The sequence below is a fragment of the Ensifer sp. GW101-20A05 genome (assembly GCF_059424735.1).
This window is the reverse complement of record NZ_JBWKZT010000033.1, coordinates 1-17,545: the sequence shown is the minus strand read 5'-3', so window position 1 is coordinate 17,545 and position 17,545 is coordinate 1. Positions and strand designations below refer to the sequence as shown.

Annotated in this window: 14 protein-coding genes, 1 tRNA gene and 1 pseudogene; 14 read left to right on the top strand and 2 right to left on the bottom strand. The window is 59.5% G+C overall.

The annotated features are described in order from the left end of the window. Positions 1-96, top strand: a 96-nt coding sequence (locus AC070A_RS34210; protein ID WP_131614796.1) for an EF-Tu C-terminal domain-related protein, incomplete at its 5' end; no start/stop codon positions are given. 15 nt (positions 97-111) lie between these two features. Here the strand turns inward: AC070A_RS34210 and AC070A_RS34205 are convergent. Further along, complete coding sequence (locus AC070A_RS34205; protein ID WP_309140259.1) at positions 112-522, bottom strand: GrpB family protein; 411 nt, start codon at positions 520-522, stop codon at positions 112-114. Positions 523-897: 375 nt separating this feature from the next. Here AC070A_RS34205 and AC070A_RS34200 point away from each other — a divergent pair. The 9 genes from AC070A_RS34200 to rpoC all read left to right on the top strand — a co-directional run bounded on the left by AC070A_RS34200 (position 898) and on the right by rpoC (position 13,349). Next, positions 898-973: transfer RNA gene (locus AC070A_RS34200), tRNA-Trp, on the top strand. 198 nt (positions 974-1,171) lie between these two features. Beyond that, positions 1,172-1,372: a preprotein translocase subunit SecE gene (gene secE / locus AC070A_RS34195; RefSeq protein WP_034795473.1), complete on the top strand. Its 201-nt coding sequence runs from the start codon at positions 1,172-1,174 to the stop codon at positions 1,370-1,372. Between the two features lie 16 nt (positions 1,373-1,388). Then, positions 1,389-1,919: a transcription termination/antitermination protein NusG gene (gene nusG / locus AC070A_RS34190; protein ID WP_034795476.1), complete on the top strand. Its 531-nt coding sequence runs from the start codon at positions 1,389-1,391 to the stop codon at positions 1,917-1,919. A 207-nt stretch (positions 1,920-2,126) separates the two neighbouring features. Next, positions 2,127-2,558: a 50S ribosomal protein L11 gene (gene rplK / locus AC070A_RS34185; protein WP_043626293.1), complete on the top strand. Its 432-nt coding sequence runs from the start codon at positions 2,127-2,129 to the stop codon at positions 2,556-2,558. Positions 2,559-2,562: 4 nt separating this feature from the next. Further along, entirely contained in the window at positions 2,563-3,261 is a 699-nt protein-coding gene (gene rplA, locus AC070A_RS34180) for a 50S ribosomal protein L1 (RefSeq protein WP_057252169.1), read from the top strand. A 331-nt stretch (positions 3,262-3,592) separates the two neighbouring features. Next, the gene (gene rplJ / locus AC070A_RS34175; protein WP_057252170.1) at positions 3,593-4,111 is read left to right on the top strand and encodes a 50S ribosomal protein L10; all 519 of its coding nucleotides are present in this window, start codon (positions 3,593-3,595) and stop codon (positions 4,109-4,111) included. Positions 4,112-4,169: 58 nt separating this feature from the next. Continuing rightward, entirely contained in the window at positions 4,170-4,553 is a 384-nt protein-coding gene (gene rplL, locus AC070A_RS34170) for a 50S ribosomal protein L7/L12 (RefSeq protein ID WP_057252171.1), read from the top strand. 267 nt (positions 4,554-4,820) lie between these two features. Next, the gene (gene rpoB / locus AC070A_RS34165) at positions 4,821-8,960 is read left to right on the top strand and encodes a DNA-directed RNA polymerase subunit beta (RefSeq protein ID WP_113737420.1); all 4,140 of its coding nucleotides are present in this window, start codon (positions 4,821-4,823) and stop codon (positions 8,958-8,960) included. 183 nt (positions 8,961-9,143) lie between these two features. Further along, the gene (rpoC, locus tag AC070A_RS34160) at positions 9,144-13,349 is read left to right on the top strand and encodes a DNA-directed RNA polymerase subunit beta' (protein WP_065376943.1); all 4,206 of its coding nucleotides are present in this window, start codon (positions 9,144-9,146) and stop codon (positions 13,347-13,349) included. A gap of 134 nt (positions 13,350-13,483) precedes the next feature. On the opposite strand, the gene AC070A_RS34155 is transcribed toward rpoC, so the two are convergent. After that, complete coding sequence (locus tag AC070A_RS34155) at positions 13,484-13,780, bottom strand: hypothetical protein (protein WP_057252174.1); 297 nt, start codon at positions 13,778-13,780, stop codon at positions 13,484-13,486. Positions 13,781-14,344: 564 nt separating this feature from the next. On the opposite strand from AC070A_RS34155, the gene rpsL reads away from it, so the two are divergent. The 4 genes and pseudogenes from rpsL to AC070A_RS34135 all read left to right on the top strand — a co-directional run. Beyond that, the gene (gene rpsL, locus AC070A_RS34150) at positions 14,345-14,716 is read left to right on the top strand and encodes a 30S ribosomal protein S12 (protein WP_003507760.1); all 372 of its coding nucleotides are present in this window, start codon (positions 14,345-14,347) and stop codon (positions 14,714-14,716) included. Between the two features lie 78 nt (positions 14,717-14,794). Further along, on the top strand, positions 14,795-15,265 hold the full coding sequence (gene rpsG, locus AC070A_RS34145) for a 30S ribosomal protein S7 (RefSeq protein ID WP_057252175.1): 471 nt from the start codon (positions 14,795-14,797) through the stop codon (positions 15,263-15,265). Between the two features lie 33 nt (positions 15,266-15,298). Beyond that, complete coding sequence (gene fusA / locus AC070A_RS34140) at positions 15,299-17,398, top strand: elongation factor G (protein ID WP_057252176.1); 2,100 nt, start codon at positions 15,299-15,301, stop codon at positions 17,396-17,398. A gap of 70 nt (positions 17,399-17,468) precedes the next feature. Then, a pseudogene (locus AC070A_RS34135) lies at positions 17,469-17,545 on the top strand (GTP-binding protein); the annotation flags it as partial.

Here is a 17,545-nt window from a genome sequence, read left to right as displayed (position 1 = left end):
ATCGTTCCGATCGCGATGGAAGAAAAGCTGCGCTTCGCGATCCGCGAAGGTGGCCGTACCGTCGGCGCAGGCATCGTAGCCTCGATCGTCGAGTAATCTGCTGGTTTCAGATCAGTAGAGAGGCCCCGCTGGCAACGGCGGGGCCTTTTTCGTTGCAGGAGCTGCCAGGACTTCATCGATAAAGTCGCGCTTGCCGTGGGTGTAGATATCCCAATCGCCATTGGCGTCTGTGGCAAGCCGCTTTTTCAGCGTCTCGTATCGCTCGGCATAGTCCAGCCGTTCACGCAACTGGTCGCGGAAGAGGAGGCGTGCCGCATGAGCGGCGTTGTCGCCAGAGCAAAGATAGAGGCGCGTGCCGTAGGGGCGCGTATCGGTGGTGAAGGTCCAGAGGCCGCTTGCGTGCGGATCGCGGTGAAAGGTGTAGCCGATGCTGCGAAGGCGCGCAGTCAGCTCCGGCAGCCTTCTCAGATCCGCGATGACCGCATCGATATCGATCTTCGGCTTCGCCGGCAATCCGGGCACTGCGGTGCTGCCGATGTGATGGACCTCGCGGACGAAGGGTGAAGCAGCGTCGCGATCTCTGAGGCTCGCTCTTCAAACAACAAAGCCAGCAGGGACCGTATTCGGCCAGCGTGATGCGCGACGTATGATTCGGCTCCCGGCAATTGCCGGCAGGATAGCGGATTCCCGACTTCGCGCGCCGCGGGAATTACGGCAGGCTCGACAATGACTTGCGCCCGTTCGTGACGCCGGAGGCGGCAGGGCAGGGGGTTGTTGCAATTCGATGAGGATTTTTTCGCTTCTTCGGTGAAAGGTGCTTGTCATCCTCCGGCAAACTGAATATTAAGCCGCTGACTTGAGGCGGCGACGCGTCGTTAGACGAAGGCGCAGCTGAATAGGGGTATAGCTCAGTTGGTAGAGCGGCGGTCTCCAAAACCGCAGGTCGGGGGTTCGAGCCCCTCTGCCCCTGCCATTTCTCTCGCGCTTGCATAAAGGCTGAGGGGACGGCAAACTAAAGCTTAAGGACCGGTGACCCGGTCGACGAAATTCACAAAAAAGACTGATTGGCTCTTGTGGTTTTCAGAATCGGTCTTTATGTAGGGTCCAAACAGACACGCGGTGCGTGGGGCTGAATCATCGGCTTTACGCGCCGTAATGGCGTGAGCATTACATGGCATCCAAAACGAATCCGGTAACGTTTCTGCAGCAGGTTCGCTCGGAGACGTCGAAAGTGACTTGGCCTTCTCGGCGCGAGACGATGATCTCGACGCTGATGGTCTTTGTCATGGTCTTTTTTGCCGCTGCCTTCTTCTTTGCTGCGGACCAGTTGATGGGTTGGGCGATCGGCCTCATCCTCAACGTTGGCGCTTGATTGGGTGGAGGGTAGTATGGCTGCGCGCTGGTATATTGTTCACGCCTATTCGAACTTCGAAAAGAAGGTCGCTGAATCGATCGAAGAAAAGGCCAAGCAGAAGGGTCTCGAGCATTTGTTCGAGAAGATTCTCGTGCCGACCGAGAAGGTTGTCGAAGTGCGTCGTGGCCGCAAGGTCGACGCCGAGCGCAAGTTCTTCCCGGGCTACGTTCTGGTTCGCGCCAATCTGACGGATGAGGCTTTCCATCTCATCAAGAATACGCCGAAAGTAACGGGTTTCCTCGGTACCGACAGCAAGCCGGTTCCGATTCCGGACCATGAGGCTGAGCGCATCCTTGGTCAGGTCCAGGATGGCGTCGAGCGTCCGAAGCCGTCGGTCTCGTTCGAGATCGGCGAGCAGGTCCGCGTTTCGGATGGTCCGTTTGCCTCGTTCAACGGCGTCGTTCAGGACGTCGACGAAGAGCGTTCGCGCCTCAAGGTCGAGGTTTCGATCTTCGGTCGCGCGACGCCGGTCGAACTGGAATACGGTCAGGTCGAGAAGGTCTGAGAAGATCTCAAGAGATAGGGCGGGTTACGACCCGTTCTGGCGGAGAAATCCGCATGCGCGTGGAAGGGGAGCGACCTTAGCCGGGTCGGATCGTCCGTACCACGCAACCGCAGCCGCCGATCCCCGTGATCGGCAACAAGCCGGGCAACCGGCGTAACAGATCCCGGTGCGATCCGTCGCAAGGGGATTTCAGAAAGGCAGAGAGAAATGGCTAAGAAAGTTGCAGGCCAGCTCAAGCTGCAGGTGAAGGCTGGGTCGGCCAATCCGTCCCCGCCGATCGGTCCTGCGCTCGGTCAGCGTGGCATTAACATCATGGAATTCTGCAAGGCGTTCAATGCCGCCACGCAGGAAATGGAAAAGGGTATGCCGATCCCGGTCGTCATCACCTATTACCAGGACAAGTCCTTCACTTTCGTCATGAAGCAGCCGCCGGTCAGCTACTTCCTGAAGAAGGAAGCAAAGATCCAGTCCGGTTCGAAGACCCCCGGCAAGGGCGGCTCGGCCGGCAAGCTCACCAAGGCTCAGATCAAGTCGATCGCCGAAGCCAAGATGAAGGATCTCAATGCTGCCGATATCGAAGGCGCAATGGCCATGATCGAGGGCTCTGCCCGCGCTATGGGCCTGGAAGTGGTAGGCTAAGACCATGGCGAAGATTGCAAAGCGTGTACAGAAGTCCCGCGAGGGCGTCGATCCGACGAAGATCTACGGTCTCACCGAGGCCGTTTCGATGGTCAAGGAACGTGCAACTGCCAAGTTCGACGAGACCATCGAAGTTGCGATGAACCTCGGCGTTGACCCGCGCCACGCCGACCAGATGGTCCGCGGCGTCGTCAACCTGCCGAACGGCACCGGCCGCTCGGTTCGCGTCGCCGTTTTCGCACGTGGCGCCAAGGCTGACGAAGCCAAGGCTGCCGGTGCTGACGTCGTTGGCGCGGAAGAACTCGTCGAAATCGTTCAGGGCGGCAAGATCGATTTCGATCGCTGCATCGCAACCCCGGACATGATGCCGCTCGTCGGTCGCCTCGGTAAGGTTCTCGGCCCGCGTGGCATGATGCCGAACCCGAAGGTCGGCACCGTCACGATGGACGTCGCTGGTGCCGTCAAGGCATCCAAGGGCGGCGCCGTCGAGTTCCGCGTCGAAAAGGCCGGTATTGTTCACGCCGGCATCGGCAAGGCATCCTTCGATGCCAAGGCACTGGAAGAAAACATCCGTGCCTTCGCAGACGCAGTGATCAAGGCAAAGCCGACCGGCGCCAAGGGCAACTACGTCAAGCGCGTCGCTATTTCGTCGACCATGGGCCCAGGCCTCAAGATCGACCCGGCCACGCTCAGCGTCGCTTAATCGTTTTCGGGCTTCGGCCCGGTACCAAATTCCCGGCCTTTCGGGGCCGGGAATTCCGGACGTCAAGTCCGGAACTCCTGTCCGAGATTGCGGGTGGTTTTACCTTAATCACTTCGGCCTGCATGAGACGGGTAAGATCTGAATTTCGCTATGGCGCCGGAGGCGTCGAAATTCGGTTCGAACCTCGCTTGCCTTGTGTCAGACCCGGCTCTTCCGGGAACGCCAAGGGACAGGATCCTTAAGCGTTACGTGGGATCGAGCTCGATCTCGGGTGACAAAGGCAAACCCGGCGGGGCTGCAGTATTGCAACCCTGCCTACTGGAGACAGACAGTGGAAAGAGCGGAAAAACGCGAATTCGTCACGGAGCTGAACGAAGTCTTCAAGGCTTCCGGTTCGGTTGTCGTGGCCCACTATGCTGGTGTCACAGTTGCGCAGATGAACGACTTCCGTTCGAAGATGCGCGCTGCTGGCGGCACCGTCAAAGTCGCGAAAAACCGCCTGGCCAAGATCGCTCTTCAGGGCACCGAGTCGGAAGGGATGAGCAATCTCTTCAAGGGTCAGACGCTGATCGCATACAGCGAAGACCCGATCACGGCTCCTAAGGTCGTCATGGATTTCGCCAAGACCAACGACAAGCTCGTTGTTCTCGGTGGCGCCATGGGCACAACCACGCTCAACGCCGAAGCAGTCAAGTCGCTCGCGACCCTGCCTTCGCTCGACGAGCTGCGCGCAAAGCTGCTGGGCCTTCTCAATGCCCCGGCAACCCGCGTCGCAACGGTTGTTGCAGCACCGGCAAGCCAGCTTGCTCGCGTGTTCTCGGCCTATGCCAAGAAGGACGAAGCCGCCTAAGGCGGATTTTCGCTGTTGTATTTAAAACCAGTTCGAACCGAACAAAAGGAAAAGTAAAATGGCTGATCTCGCAAAGATCGTTGAAGACCTCTCCTCGCTGACCGTTCTGGAAGCTGCTGAGCTTTCCAAGCTGCTCGAAGAGAAGTGGGGCGTTTCGGCTGCTGCTCCGGTAGCTGTTGCTGTTGCTGGCGGCGCTGCCGGCGGTGCTGCTGCTGCTGCTGAAGAAGAAAAGACCGAATTTGACGTTATCCTCGTTGACGCTGGTGCCAACAAGATCAACGTCATCAAGGAAGTCCGCGCCATCACCGGTCTCGGCCTCAAGGAAGCCAAGGACCTCGTCGAAGGCGCTCCTAAGCCGGTTAAGGAAGCAGTTTCCAAGGCTGAAGCTGCTGACCTCAAGAAGAAGCTCGAAGACGCTGGCGCCAAGGTTGACGTCAAGTAATTCGGCTACATGCAAGGGGAGGTGGCCTTTTCAGGCCGCCTCTCTTTGACCGTTTTTGGAACATATTACCCAAAAGCCTGTCGAAAAACGGCTTTTGGGTAATGGGTTCTTCAAGAGGATGGTCTCGAACGGAAGGCAGCACAGCAATCCGCGCTGAGCGTTTTCCGTTAGCTGGACGAGATTGGACTACTCATTGATTGACGGGGTCGACTGGCCATCGGTTCCCGTCCGTTGCAGGCCCGGATGCAAGATTGACAAGGAGCGACGATGGCTCAGACCCTTTCGTTTAACGGTCGCAGGCGCGTACGCAAGTTTTTTGGTAAAATTCCAGAAGTCGCAGAAATGCCGAACCTCATCGAGGTTCAGAAGGCATCCTACGACCAGTTTCTGATGGTTGAAGAGCCCAAGGGCGGTCGCCCTGACGAGGGGCTCCAAGCTGTTTTCAAGTCCGTTTTCCCGATCAAGGATTTCTCGGGCGCATCGATGCTTGAGTTCGTGTCCTACGAATTCGAGCCGCCGAAGTTCGACGTCGAGGAATGCCGTCAGCGCGATCTGACCTACGCAGCGCCGCTCAAGGTGACGCTGCGCCTCATCGTATTCGATATCGACGAGGATACCGGCGCGAAGTCGATCAAGGACATCAAGGAACAGAACGTCTACATGGGCGACATGCCGCTCATGACCGACAACGGTACCTTCATCGTCAATGGTACCGAGCGCGTTATCGTTTCGCAGATGCACCGGTCGCCGGGCGTGTTCTTCGACCACGACAAGGGCAAGAGCCATTCGTCGGGCAAGCTGCTCTTCGCAGCACGCGTCATTCCTTACCGCGGTTCCTGGCTCGACATCGAGTTCGACGCCAAGGACATCGTGCATGCCCGTATCGACCGCCGCCGCAAGATTCCGGTGTCGTCGCTGCTGATGGCGCTCGGCATGGACGGCGAGGAAATCCTCGACACCTTCTACACGAAGTCGCTTTACCAGCGCGACGGCGAAGGCTGGCGCGTGCCGTTCCAGCCGGATGCCCTGAAGGGTCAGAAGGCCATCACCGAGATGGTCGACGCCGACACCGGTGAAGTCGTTGTCGAGGCTGGCAAGAAGCTGACCCCGCGCCTGCTTCGTCAGTTGCAGGACAAGGGTCTGAAGGCGCTCAAGGCGACCAATGATGACCTCTACGGCAACTATCTTGCCGAAGACGTCGTCAACTTCGCAACCGGTGAAATCTACCTCGAAGCAGGCGACGAGATCGACGAGAAGACGCTTCCCGTCATTCTGTCGGCCGGCTTCGACGAAATCCCGGTTCTCGACATCGACCATATCAATGTCGGCGCCTACATCCGCAATACGCTGACCGTAGACAAGAACGAGAACCGTCAGGACGCTCTGTTCGATATCTACCGCGTCATGCGTCCGGGCGAGCCGCCGACCATGGATTCTGCGGAAGCCATGTTCAACACGCTGTTCTTCGACGCCGAGCGCTACGACCTCTCGGCCGTCGGCCGCGTCAAGATGAACATGCGCCTCGACCTTGAAGTTGCGGATACCGTCCGTACCCTGCGCAAGGAAGACATCCTGGCTGTCGTCAAGATGCTCGTCGAACTGCGCGACGGTAAGGGCGAAATCGACGACATCGACAACCTCGGCAACCGCCGTGTTCGTTCGGTCGGCGAGTTGATGGAAAACCAGTACCGCCTGGGTCTGTTGCGCATGGAGCGCGCGATCAAGGAACGCATGTCGTCGATCGAGATCGACACCGTCATGCCGCAGGACCTGATCAACGCCAAGCCGGCTGCCGCAGCCGTCCGCGAATTCTTCGGCTCCTCGCAGCTGTCGCAGTTCATGGACCAGGTGAACCCGCTTTCGGAAATCACCCACAAGCGCCGCCTTTCGGCACTTGGCCCGGGTGGTCTGACCCGCGAGCGCGCCGGCTTCGAAGTCCGCGACGTTCACCCGACGCACTACGGCCGTATTTGCCCGATCGAAACGCCGGAAGGCCCGAACATCGGTCTGATCAACTCGCTCGCAACCTTCGCCCGCGTCAACAAGTACGGCTTCATCGAAAGCCCGTACCGCAAGATCGTTGACGGCAAGGTGACGAACGACGTCGTCTATCTCTCGGCGATGGAAGAAGCGAAGTATCACGTCGCCCAGGCCAACTCGGTTCTCGAGAGCGATGGTTCGTTCTCGGAAGAATTCGTCGTTTGCCGTCATGCCGGCGAAGTTATGCTGGCACCGCGCGACAACATCAACCTGATGGACGTTTCGCCGAAGCAGCTCGTTTCGGTCGCGGCCGCGCTCATCCCGTTCCTTGAGAACGACGACGCGAACCGCGCACTGATGGGCTCGAACATGCAGCGTCAGGCCGTGCCGCTGCTGCGCGCCGAAGCGCCGTTCGTCGGTACCGGCATGGAGCCGGTCGTTGCCCGCGACTCCGGCGCAGCAATCGCTGCCCGTCGTGGCGGTGTCGTCGACCAGGTTGACGCGACCCGTATCGTTATCCGCGCCACCGAAGACCTCGATCCGTCGAAGTCGGGCGTCGATATCTATCGTCTGCAGAAGTTCCAGCGTTCGAACCAGAACACCTGCGTCAACCAGCGTCCGCTGGTTACCGTCGGTGACGTTCTGAACAAGGGCGACATCATCGCCGACGGTCCGTCGACCGACCTCGGTGACCTGGCGCTCGGCCGCAACGCGCTCGTCGCGTTCATGCCGTGGAACGGCTACAACTACGAAGACTCGATCCTGCTCTCCGAGCGGATCGTGCGCGACGACGTGTTCACCTCCATCCACATCGAAGAATTCGAAGTGATGGCGCGTGACACGAAGCTGGGTCCGGAAGAAATCACCCGCGACATTCCGAACGTTTCGGAAGAAGCGCTGCGTAACCTCGACGAAGCCGGTATCGTTTATATCGGTGCTGAGGTTCAGCCGGGTGACATCCTCGTCGGCAAGATCACGCCGAAGGGCGAAAGCCCGATGACGCCGGAAGAAAAGCTTCTGCGCGCCATCTTCGGTGAAAAGGCTTCCGACGTTCGCGACACCTCGATGCGCATGCCCCCGGGCACCTTCGGTACCGTCGTCGAAGTTCGCGTCTTCAACCGCCACGGCGTTGAGAAGGACGAACGCGCGATGGCGATCGAGCGCGAGGAAATCGAACGCCTCGCCAAGGACCGCGACGACGAACAGGCGATCCTCGATCGTAACGTCTACGCACGTCTCGTCGACATGCTGCGAGGCCACACGGCCGTTGCCGGCCCGAAGGGCTTCAAGAAGGGCACCGAGCTTTCGAACCTCGTCGTCAGCGAATACCCCCGCTCGCAGTGGTGGATGTTCGCCGTCGAAGACGAAAAGGCTCAGGGCGAGATCGAAGCTCTGCGCGCCCAGTACGACGAATCCAAGTCGCGCCTTGAACAGCGCTTCATGGACAAGGTCGAGAAGGTCCAGCGCGGCGACGAAATGCCTCCGGGCGTCATGAAGATGGTCAAGGTCTTCGTCGCTGTGAAGCGCAAGATCCAGCCGGGCGACAAGATGGCCGGCCGTCACGGCAACAAGGGTGTCGTGTCGCGTATCGTGCCGATCGAAGACATGCCGTTCCTGGAAGACGGCACGCATGTCGACGTCGTTCTGAACCCGCTCGGCGTGCCTTCGCGCATGAACGTCGGCCAGATCCTCGAAACCCATCTCGGCTGGGCTTGCGCCGGCATGGGCAAGAAGATCGGCGCGATGCTCGATGCCTACAAGGCAGGCGCCGACATCCAGCCGCTGCGCGACACCATCGACAGCGTCATCGGGTCGGGCCCGAAGGGCGAGCCGATCAAGCAGTACGACGACGAGTCGATCGTGCGCCTGGCCGAGCAGACCCGTCGCGGCGTTTCGATCGCGACGCCGGTCTTCGACGGTGCTGTCGAAGCCGACGTCAACGAGATGCTGGAGCAGGCGGGCCTGAAGGTAACCGGTCAGTCGACGCTTTACGATGGCCGTACCGGCGATCAGTTCGACCGTCAGGTGACCGTGGGCTACATCTACATGCTCAAGCTCAACCACTTGGTCGACGACAAGATCCACGCCCGTTCGATCGGTCCGTACTCGCTCGTCACCCAGCAGCCGCTGGGCGGTAAGGCGCAGTTCGGCGGTCAGCGCTTCGGGGAAATGGAGGTCTGGGCGCTGGAAGCTTACGGCGCGGCCTACACCCTGCAGGAAATGCTGACGGTCAAGTCGGACGACGTTGCCGGTCGTACCAAGGTCTACGAAGCGATCGTCCGTGGCGACGATACCTTCGAAGCGGGCATTCCGGAGAGCTTCAACGTTCTCGTCAAGGAAATGCGCTCGCTGGGCCTTTCGGTCGAGCTCGAAAACTCGAAGGTCGACGAGGCTGGCGGTGCACAGTTGCCGGACGCAGCCGAGTAAAGAGACCCAAGGTGCGTGCCGCGATGCGGCGCGCACCGTTTCCGCCTGAAGACGCTGACGTTTTCGGCAGGAACAGAGCCGCAGCCAATGCGGTTTTAGCTGTTTAAGGGGCAGGGGCCGGCGCCCGGGATTTGTCGGCACCCTCGCCAAGCTCAGGGCGTAAAGCCCGTAAAGGAGACAGGCATGAACCAAGAGGTCATGAATCTTTTCAATCCGCAGGTGCCTGCACAGACCTTCGATTCCATCCGGATTTCGATCGCCTCGCCGGAGAAGATTCTTTCCTGGTCTTACGGTGAGATCAAGAAGCCGGAGACGATCAACTACCGTACGTTCAAGCCGGAACGCGACGGTCTGTTCTGCGCGCGCATCTTTGGCCCGATCAAGGACTACGAGTGCCTGTGCGGCAAGTACAAGCGCATGAAGTACAAGGGCATCATCTGCGAAAAGTGCGGCGTCGAAGTCACGCTGTCGCGCGTTCGCCGTGAGCGCATGGGCCACATCGAGCTCGCCGCTCCCGTCGCCCACATCTGGTTCCTGAAGTCGTTGCCTTCACGCATTTCGACGCTGCTCGACATGACGCTGAAGGATGTCGAACGCGTTCTGTACTTCGAAAACTACATCGTGACCGAGCCGGGTCTGACGTCGCTGAAGGAAAACCAGCTCCTCAGCGAAGAAGACTACATGCTCGCCGTCGATGAGTTCGGCGAAGATCAGTTCACCGCCATGATCGGCGCTGAAGCGATCTATGAAATGCTCGCTTCGATGAATCTGGAGAAGATCGCTGGTGACCTGCGCGCCGAGCTCGCTGAGACGACCTCGGATCTGAAGCAGAAGAAGCTGATGAAGCGCCTGAAGATCGTCGAGAACTTCATGGATTCCGGCAATCGTCCGGAATGGATGATCATGAAGGTCGTTCCGGTGATCCCGCCGGATCTGCGCCCGCTCGTGCCGCTCGACGGTGGCCGTTTCGCGACGTCGGATCTGAACGATCTCTACCGCCGCGTGATCAACCGTAACAACCGTCTGAAGCGCCTGATCGAACTGCGTGCTCCGGGCATCATCATCCGTAACGAAAAGCGCATGCTGCAGGAATCTGTGGACGCGCTGTTCGATAACGGCCGTCGTGGCCGCGTCATCACCGGTGCCAACAAGCGTCCGCTGAAGTCGTTGTCCGACATGCTGAAGGGCAAGCAGGGCCGCTTCCGTCAGAACCTGCTCGGCAAGCGCGTCGACTATTCCGGCCGCTCGGTTATCGTGACCGGTCCGGAACTGAAGCTGCACCAGTGCGGTCTTCCGAAGAAGATGGCGCTTGAGTTGTTCAAGCCGTTCATCTACGCCCGCCTCGACGCCAAGGGTTACTCCTCGACCGTCAAGCAGGCCAAGAAGCTCGTTGAAAAGGAAAAGCCGGAAGTCTGGGATATCCTCGACGAGGTCATCCGCGAGCATCCGGTTCTCCTGAACCGCGCGCCGACGCTGCACCGCCTGGGCATCCAGGCCTTCGAACCGACCCTGGTCGAAGGCAAGGCGATCCAGCTGCATCCGCTCGTCTGCACGGCCTTCAACGCCGACTTCGACGGTGACCAGATGGCCGTTCACGTGCCGCTGTCGCTCGAAGCCCAGCTCGAAGCACGCGTGCTGATGATGTCGACGAACAACATTCTGCACCCGGCAAACGGCGCGCCGATCATCGTTCCGTCGCAGGACATGGTTCTCGGTCTCTACTACTTGTCGATCCTGAACCAGAACGAGCCGGGCGAAGGCATGGCGTTCTCGGACATGGGCGAACTGCATCACGCGCTCGAAACCAAGGCCGTGACCCTGCATGCCAAGATCCGTGGCCGCTTCAAGACCGTCGATGCCGAGGGCAACCCGGTTTCGAAGATCTACGAAACCACGCCTGGCCGCATGATCATCGGCGAGCTGCTGCCGCGCAACGTCAACGTGCCGTTCGACATCTGCAACCAGGAAATGACCAAGAAGAACATCTCCAAGATGATCGACGCGGTCTACCGTCACTGCGGCCAGAAGGACACGGTCATCTTCTGCGACCGCATCATGCAGCTCGGCTTTGCCCATGCCTGCCGCGCCGGCATTTCGTTCGGCAAGGACGACATGGTCATCCCGGACACCAAGGTGAAGATCGTCGGCGACACTGAAGCGCTCGTGAAGGAATACGAGCAGCAGTACAACGACGGCCTCATCACCCAGGGCGAAAAGTACAACAAGGTTGTCGACGCCTGGGGCAAGGCGACCGAAAAGGTCGCCGACGAAATGATGGCCCGCATTAAGGCGGTGGAGTTCGACGAAAACGGTCGTCAGAAGCCGATGAACTCGATCTACATGATGTCGCACTCCGGCGCCCGTGGTTCTCCGAACCAGATGCGTCAGCTGGGCGGCATGCGCGGCCTGATGGCCAAGCCGTCGGGCGAAATCATCGAGACGCCGATCATCTCGAACTTCAAGGAAGGCCTCACCGTTAACGAGTACTTCAACTCGACCCACGGTGCCCGTAAGGGTCTGGCCGACACCGCCTTGAAGACCGCGAACTCCGGTTACCTGACCCGTCGTCTCGTCGACGTCGCGCAGGATTGCATCGTCAACTCCGTCGATTGCGGCACCGAAAACGGTCTCACAATGACGGCGATCGTCGACGCCGGTCAGGTTGTGGCCTCGCTTGGCGCTCGTATTCTTGGCCGTACGGCTCTGGACGACATCGATCACCCGGTCACGGGCGCTCGCATCGTCGATGCCGGCCGGATGATCCTGGAACCCGACGTCATCGAGATCGAGAAGGCTGGTATCCAGTCGATCCGCATCCGTTCTGCACTGACCTGCGAAATCCAGACGGGCGTTTGCGGCGTCTGCTACGGCCGCGACCTGGCTCGTGGTACGCCGGTCAACATGGGCGAAGCGGTTGGCGTTATCGCTGCACAGTCGATCGGTGAACCGGGCACCCAGCTCACCATGCGTACCTTCCACCTGGGTGGTACGGCGACCGTGGTCGACCAGTCGTTCCTGGAAGCGTCCTACGAAGGTACGGTCCAGATCAAGAACCGCAACATGCTGCGCAACTCGGACGGCGTTCTCGTCGCGATGGGCCGTAACATGGCGGTCCAGATCCTGGACGAGCGTGGCGTCGAGCGTTCGTCGCAGCGTGTTGCCTATGGTTCGAAGATCCTCGTCGACGATGGCGACAAGGTGAAGCGCGGCCAGCGTCTCGCCGAGTGGGACCCCTACACCCGTCCGATGATGACGGAAGTAGAAGGTACCGTTCACTTCGAAGACGTCGTCGACGGCATCTCGGTGCTCGAAGCGACCGACGAGTCGACCGGTATCACCAAGCGCCAGGTTATCGACTGGCGTTCGACCCCGCGTGGTACGGACCTCAAGCCGGCGATCGTCATCAAGGACAAGAACGGCGCAGTTGCCAAGCTGTCGCGCGGCGGCGAAGCCCGCTTCTTGCTCTCGGTCGACGCGATCCTCTCGGTCGAACCCGGCCAGAAGGTCAGCCAGGGTGACGTTCTCGCTCGTTCGCCGCTCGAAAGCGCCAAGACCAAGGACATCACCGGTGGTCTGCCGCGTGTTGCCGAACTGTTCGAAGCCCGTCGTCCGAAGGATCACGCCATCATCGCTGAGATCGATGGCACCGTTCGCTTCGGCCGCGACTACAAGAACAAGCGTCGCGTTCTGATCGAGCCGGCGGAAGACGGTGTCGAGCCGGTCGAGTACCTGATCCCGAAGGGCAAGCCCTTCCATCTTCAGGATGGCGACTACATCGAAAAGGGCGATTACATCCTCGACGGCAACCCGGCGCCGCACGACATCCTGGCGATCAAGGGCGTGGAAGCGCTTGCTTCCTACCTGGTCAACGAAATCCAGGAAGTCTACCGACTGCAGGGCGTTGTCATCAACGACAAGCACATCGAAGTCATCGTTCGCCAGATGCTGCAGAAGGTGGAAATCACCGATGCCGGCGACTCGACCTACATCGTCGGTGACAATGTCGACCGGATCGAGCTCGAAGACGTCAACGACGGCCTGATCGAACAGGGCAAGAAGCCGGCATACGGCGATCCGGTCCTGCTCGGCATCACCAAGGCGTCGCTGCAGACACCGTCCTTCATCTCGGCGGCTTCGTTCCAGGAAACCACCAAGGTCCTGACCGAAGCGGCGATCGCTGGTAAGACGGACGGCCTGCAGGGCCTGAAGGAAAACGTCATCGTCGGCCGTCTGATCCCGGCCGGTACCGGTGGCACGATGACCCAGATCCGCCGCATCGCAACCGCGCGCGACGAAATGATCCTGGAAGAACGTCGTCGTGGCACGGGCGCCGAGGCAGCAACGCCAATGCTTGCCGATCTCGCCAACGAGAACGCTGCAGCCGAATAAGCGGGGAGGGCGGGTTATTCCGCCCTCTGACCCACACAAAGAAGAAGCCGCCGAGAGCGATCTCGGCGGCTTCTTCTTTTGGGCGGTCGCCCCGCGCGGCAACGGCGAGGGCGAAGGTCACTTGACTGCAAAGATTAGCTAAAGCGGATGATCGCCACTTCGCCTTCGAGTGCGCCCTGGTAGGCGGAGGCGTGGGGTTCGTCGCTCGGGATCTCGGTCAGTGTGCCGATCTGGTCCAGATCAGCCTCGAGAAAACCCTCTTCGGCAAGGGCGTTCAGTGCTTCGCGAACAGCGGTATCGTCGTCGGGCGCCTTGAGCATCACGTGAATGTCCACGCCGTCTTCGTCGCCGTCGGTCTCATAGGCCTTGCCGATGATGATGAACACCATCGGTTCGTCCGGGGCATTGTCGTTGTCTGGGGTGACGGCCATATTGTTTCCTTTCGATTGGCTGGCGCGACCTTAGCGCCCTTTTTTGTCCGGCGCGATGGAAATGCATCGCGCCTCGAATGCTTCTGCAGCGACCGACTCGAAGATGGTGGAAAACCCCCACAAAGTGGTTGCCGATTCCTTAACCCTATCCGACACTCCGCCTGTCGAAGGGCCAAAGAGGCGGGCAAAAGGTTCGAAACCATGTGCAAAAGCCTTGTTTTGCAGGCATGTCAGGCCTGCGCGCGATAGAATATTTCTTAATTGCCCTTGACTGTTGGCCTTGAAATCAGTACACCCCGCCGCATCGGAGCCCATGTGAGGCTGGCTGGTTCGGAACGTCGCGTTCTGGAGTTCGCCTCAAACAAGGTTCGAAACGCACGCCGACGACTACAATGCTGCACGCAAGACGCGCACGATAGTGCGTCCTCTGCTTTATTTGGGGCCATCTGCGGAAAGGCGGATCGGCCCCTGTTTTGCGCATTTCATGAGGCGTTCGAAACTGCCGGCGACGGCAACGATCCGCCCGCAAGGGTAACGTGATAAGATTTTGCAAGGGATGGGTATATGCCTACCGTAAACCAGCTGATCCGCAAGCCTCGTCAGGCACAGGTAAAGCGCAATAAGGTTCCTGCTCTGCAGGAAAACCCGCAGAAGCGTGGCGTTTGCACCCGCGTTTACACCACGACCCCGAAGAAGCCGAACTCGGCTCTCCGTAAGGTTGCCAAGATTCGTCTGACGAACGGCTTCGAAGTCATCGGCTACATTCCGGGTGAAGGTCACAACCTTCAGGAACACTCGGTTGTCATGATCCGCGGCGGCCGCGTTAAGGACCTTCCGGGCGTTCGTTACCACATCATCCGTGGTGTTCTCGATACGCAGGGCGTCAAGAACCGCAAGCAGCGTCGTTCGAAGTACGGTGCGAAGCGTCCGAAGTAATTCGGTTTTGAAAATCCCGGCGCTGCGCGAGGTCCTCCGCGTGGTAAAGCGCTGAAACAGTTTGAAGAGACGAGAAGTATGTCCCGACGTCATAAAGCAGAAAAGCGCGAGATCAATCCGGATCCGAAGTTCGGTGATCTGGTTGTCACGAAGTTCATGAACGCCATCATGCTGCACGGCAAGAAGTCTGTTGCCGAAAGCATTGTCTACGGCGCGTTCGATGCGGTTCAGGTCAAGCTGAAGCAAGAGCCGATCACCGTATTCCACTCTGCGCTCGACAACATCGCGCCGCACGTTGAAGTGCGTTCGCGCCGCGTCGGTGGTGCAACTTACCAGGTTCCGGTCGATGTTCGTCCGGAGCGTCGCCAGGCCCTCGCCATCCGTTGGCTGATTGCGGCCGCACGCAAGCGTAACGAAACGACCATGGTTGATCGCCTGTGCGGCGAACTCATGGACGCAGCGAACAACCGTGGTAGCGCCGTGAAGAAGCGCGAAGACACGCACAAGATGGCTGATGCCAACCGTGCGTTCTCGCATTATCGCTGGTAATTCTGGCGCGAACGTCTCAAGAGGCAGTCCACTATGGCACGCGAATACAAAATCGAAGACTACCGTAATTTCGGTATTATGGCGCACATCGACGCTGGCAAGACCACGACGACTGAGCGCATCCTGTACTACACCGGCAAGTCCCACAAGATCGGCGAAGTCCACGACGGCGCTGCGACCATGGACTGGATGGAGCAGGAGCAGGAACGCGGCATCACCATCACCTCTGCCGCCACGACCACCTTCTGGAAGGGCCGTGACGGCAAGACCCGCCGCTTCAACATCATCGACACCCCCGGCCACGTTGACTTCACCATCGAAGTCGAGCGTTCGCTGCGCGTTCTCGACGGTGCTATCGCGCTTCTCGACGCCAACGCCGGTGTTGAGCCGCAGACGGAAACCGTCTGGCGTCAGGCTGAGAAGTACAATGTTCCGCGCATGATCTTCTGCAACAAGATGGACAAGACCGGCGCCGACTTCTACCGCTCGGTCGAGATGATCAAGACCCGTCTCGGTGCAACGGCTGTCGTCATGCAGCTGCCGATCGGTGCTGAAACCGAATTCAAGGGCGTTATCGATCTGATCGAGATGAATGCTCTCGTCTGGCGCGACGAGTCCCTCGGCGCTCAGTGGGACGTTGTCGAAATCCCAGACGACCTGAAGGACAAGGCCGAAGAATATCGCGAAAAGCTGATCGAGACCGTTGTCGAGATCGACGAAGCTGCGATGGAAGCCTATCTCGAAGGCAACATGCCCTCGAATGACAAGATCCGCGAACTCGTTCGCCGCGGCACCATCGACGTGAAGTTCCACCCGATGTTCTGCGGTACCGCGTTCAAGAACAAGGGCGTTCAGCCGCTTCTCGACGCCGTCGTTGACTACCTGCCGTCGCCGCTCGACATTCCGGCGATCAAGGGTATCGACGCCAAGACCGAAGCAGAGATCGAGCGTCACGCTGATGATGCCGAGCCGCTTTCGATGCTCGCGTTCAAGATCATGAACGACCCCTTCGTCGGTTCGCTGACCTTTGCGCGCATCTACTCGGGCAAGCTCGAAAAGGGCTCGTCGGTCATGAACACGGTCAAGGACAAGCGCGAGCGCGTCGGCCGCATGCTGCAGATGCACTCCAACAGCCGTGAAGACATCGAAGAAGCATTTGCTGGCGACATCGTTGCTCTGGCTGGTCTCAAGGAAACCACGACGGGTGATACGCTCTGTGACCCGCTGAAGCCGGTTATCCTCGAGCGCATGGAGTTCCCCGAGCCGGTCATCCAGATCGCGATCGAGCCGAAGTCCAAGGGCGACCAGGAAAAGATGGGCCTCGCGCTCAACCGTCTGGCTGCCGAAGACCCGTCCTTCCGCGTCAAGACTGACCAGGAATCCGGTCAGACGATCATCGCCGGCATGGGCGAACTTCACCTCGACATCATCGTCGACCGCATGCGTCGCGAGTTCAAGGTTGAAGCAAACGTCGGCGCGCCGCAGGTTGCTTACCGCGAAACCATCACGCGCCAGCACGAAGAAGACTACACGCACAAGAAGCAGTCCGGTGGTACCGGTCAGTTCGCGCGCGTCAAGATCGTCTTCGAACCGAACCCGGAAGGCGAAGACTTCAAGTTCGAATCCAAGATCGTCGGCGGTGCTGTTCCGAAGGAATACATCCCGGGCGTTCAGAAGGGTATCGAAAGCGTTCTGTCTTCGGGTCCGCTCGCTGGCTTCCCGATGCTGGGCGTCAAGGCGACGCTCATCGACGGCGCATTCCACGACGTCGACTCGTCGGTCCTGGCCTTCGAAATCGCATCGCGTGCTTGCTTCCGTGAAGCGGCCAAGAAGGCTGGCGCACAGCTTCTCGAGCCGATGATGAAGGTCGAAGTCGTAACGCCGGAAGACTATGTCGGTGACGTTATCGGCGACCTGAATTCTCGTCGTGGCCAGATCCAGGGCCAGGAATCGCGTGGCGTTGCTGTCGTGATCGCCGCAAACGTGCCGCTCGCGAACATGTTCAAGTACGTCGACAACCTGCGTTCGATGTCTCAGGGTCGCGCACAGTACACGATGACCTTCGATCACTACGCGCCGGTTCCGTCGAACGTCGCACAGGAAATCCAGGCGAAGTATTCCGGTCAGAAGTGACCGGAATACCCTTTCGCTGACAGAAGTTAAAAGTTTTCCCCGGTAGGGGATAGAAAACGGAGAGCCGGAAATGGCAAAGAGCAAATTTGAGCGCAACAAGCCGCACGTTAACATTGGCACGATTGGCCACGTTGACCATGGCAAGAC

Excerpts from the sequence above, each read along its gene's own strand:
- secE (WP_034795473.1), top strand. The coding sequence starts at position 1,172 with ATGGCATCCAAAACGAATCCGGTAACGTTTCTGCAGCAGGTTCGCTCG.
- nusG (WP_034795476.1), top strand. The coding sequence starts at position 1,389 with ATGGCTGCGCGCTGGTATATTGTTCACGCCTATTCGAACTTCGAAAAG.
- rplK (WP_043626293.1), top strand. The coding sequence starts at position 2,127 with ATGGCTAAGAAAGTTGCAGGCCAGCTCAAGCTGCAGGTGAAGGCTGGG.
- rplA (WP_057252169.1), top strand. The coding sequence starts at position 2,563 with ATGGCGAAGATTGCAAAGCGTGTACAGAAGTCCCGCGAGGGCGTCGAT.
- rplL (WP_057252171.1), top strand. The coding sequence starts at position 4,170 with ATGGCTGATCTCGCAAAGATCGTTGAAGACCTCTCCTCGCTGACCGTT.
- rpoB (WP_113737420.1), top strand. The coding sequence starts at position 4,821 with ATGGCTCAGACCCTTTCGTTTAACGGTCGCAGGCGCGTACGCAAGTTT.
- rpoC (WP_065376943.1), top strand. The coding sequence starts at position 9,144 with ATGAACCAAGAGGTCATGAATCTTTTCAATCCGCAGGTGCCTGCACAG.
- AC070A_RS34155 (WP_057252174.1), bottom strand. The coding sequence starts at position 13,780 with ATGGCCGTCACCCCAGACAACGACAATGCCCCGGACGAACCGATGGTG.
- rpsL (WP_003507760.1), top strand. The coding sequence starts at position 14,345 with ATGCCTACCGTAAACCAGCTGATCCGCAAGCCTCGTCAGGCACAGGTA.
- rpsG (WP_057252175.1), top strand. The coding sequence starts at position 14,795 with ATGTCCCGACGTCATAAAGCAGAAAAGCGCGAGATCAATCCGGATCCG.
- fusA (WP_057252176.1), top strand. The coding sequence starts at position 15,299 with ATGGCACGCGAATACAAAATCGAAGACTACCGTAATTTCGGTATTATG.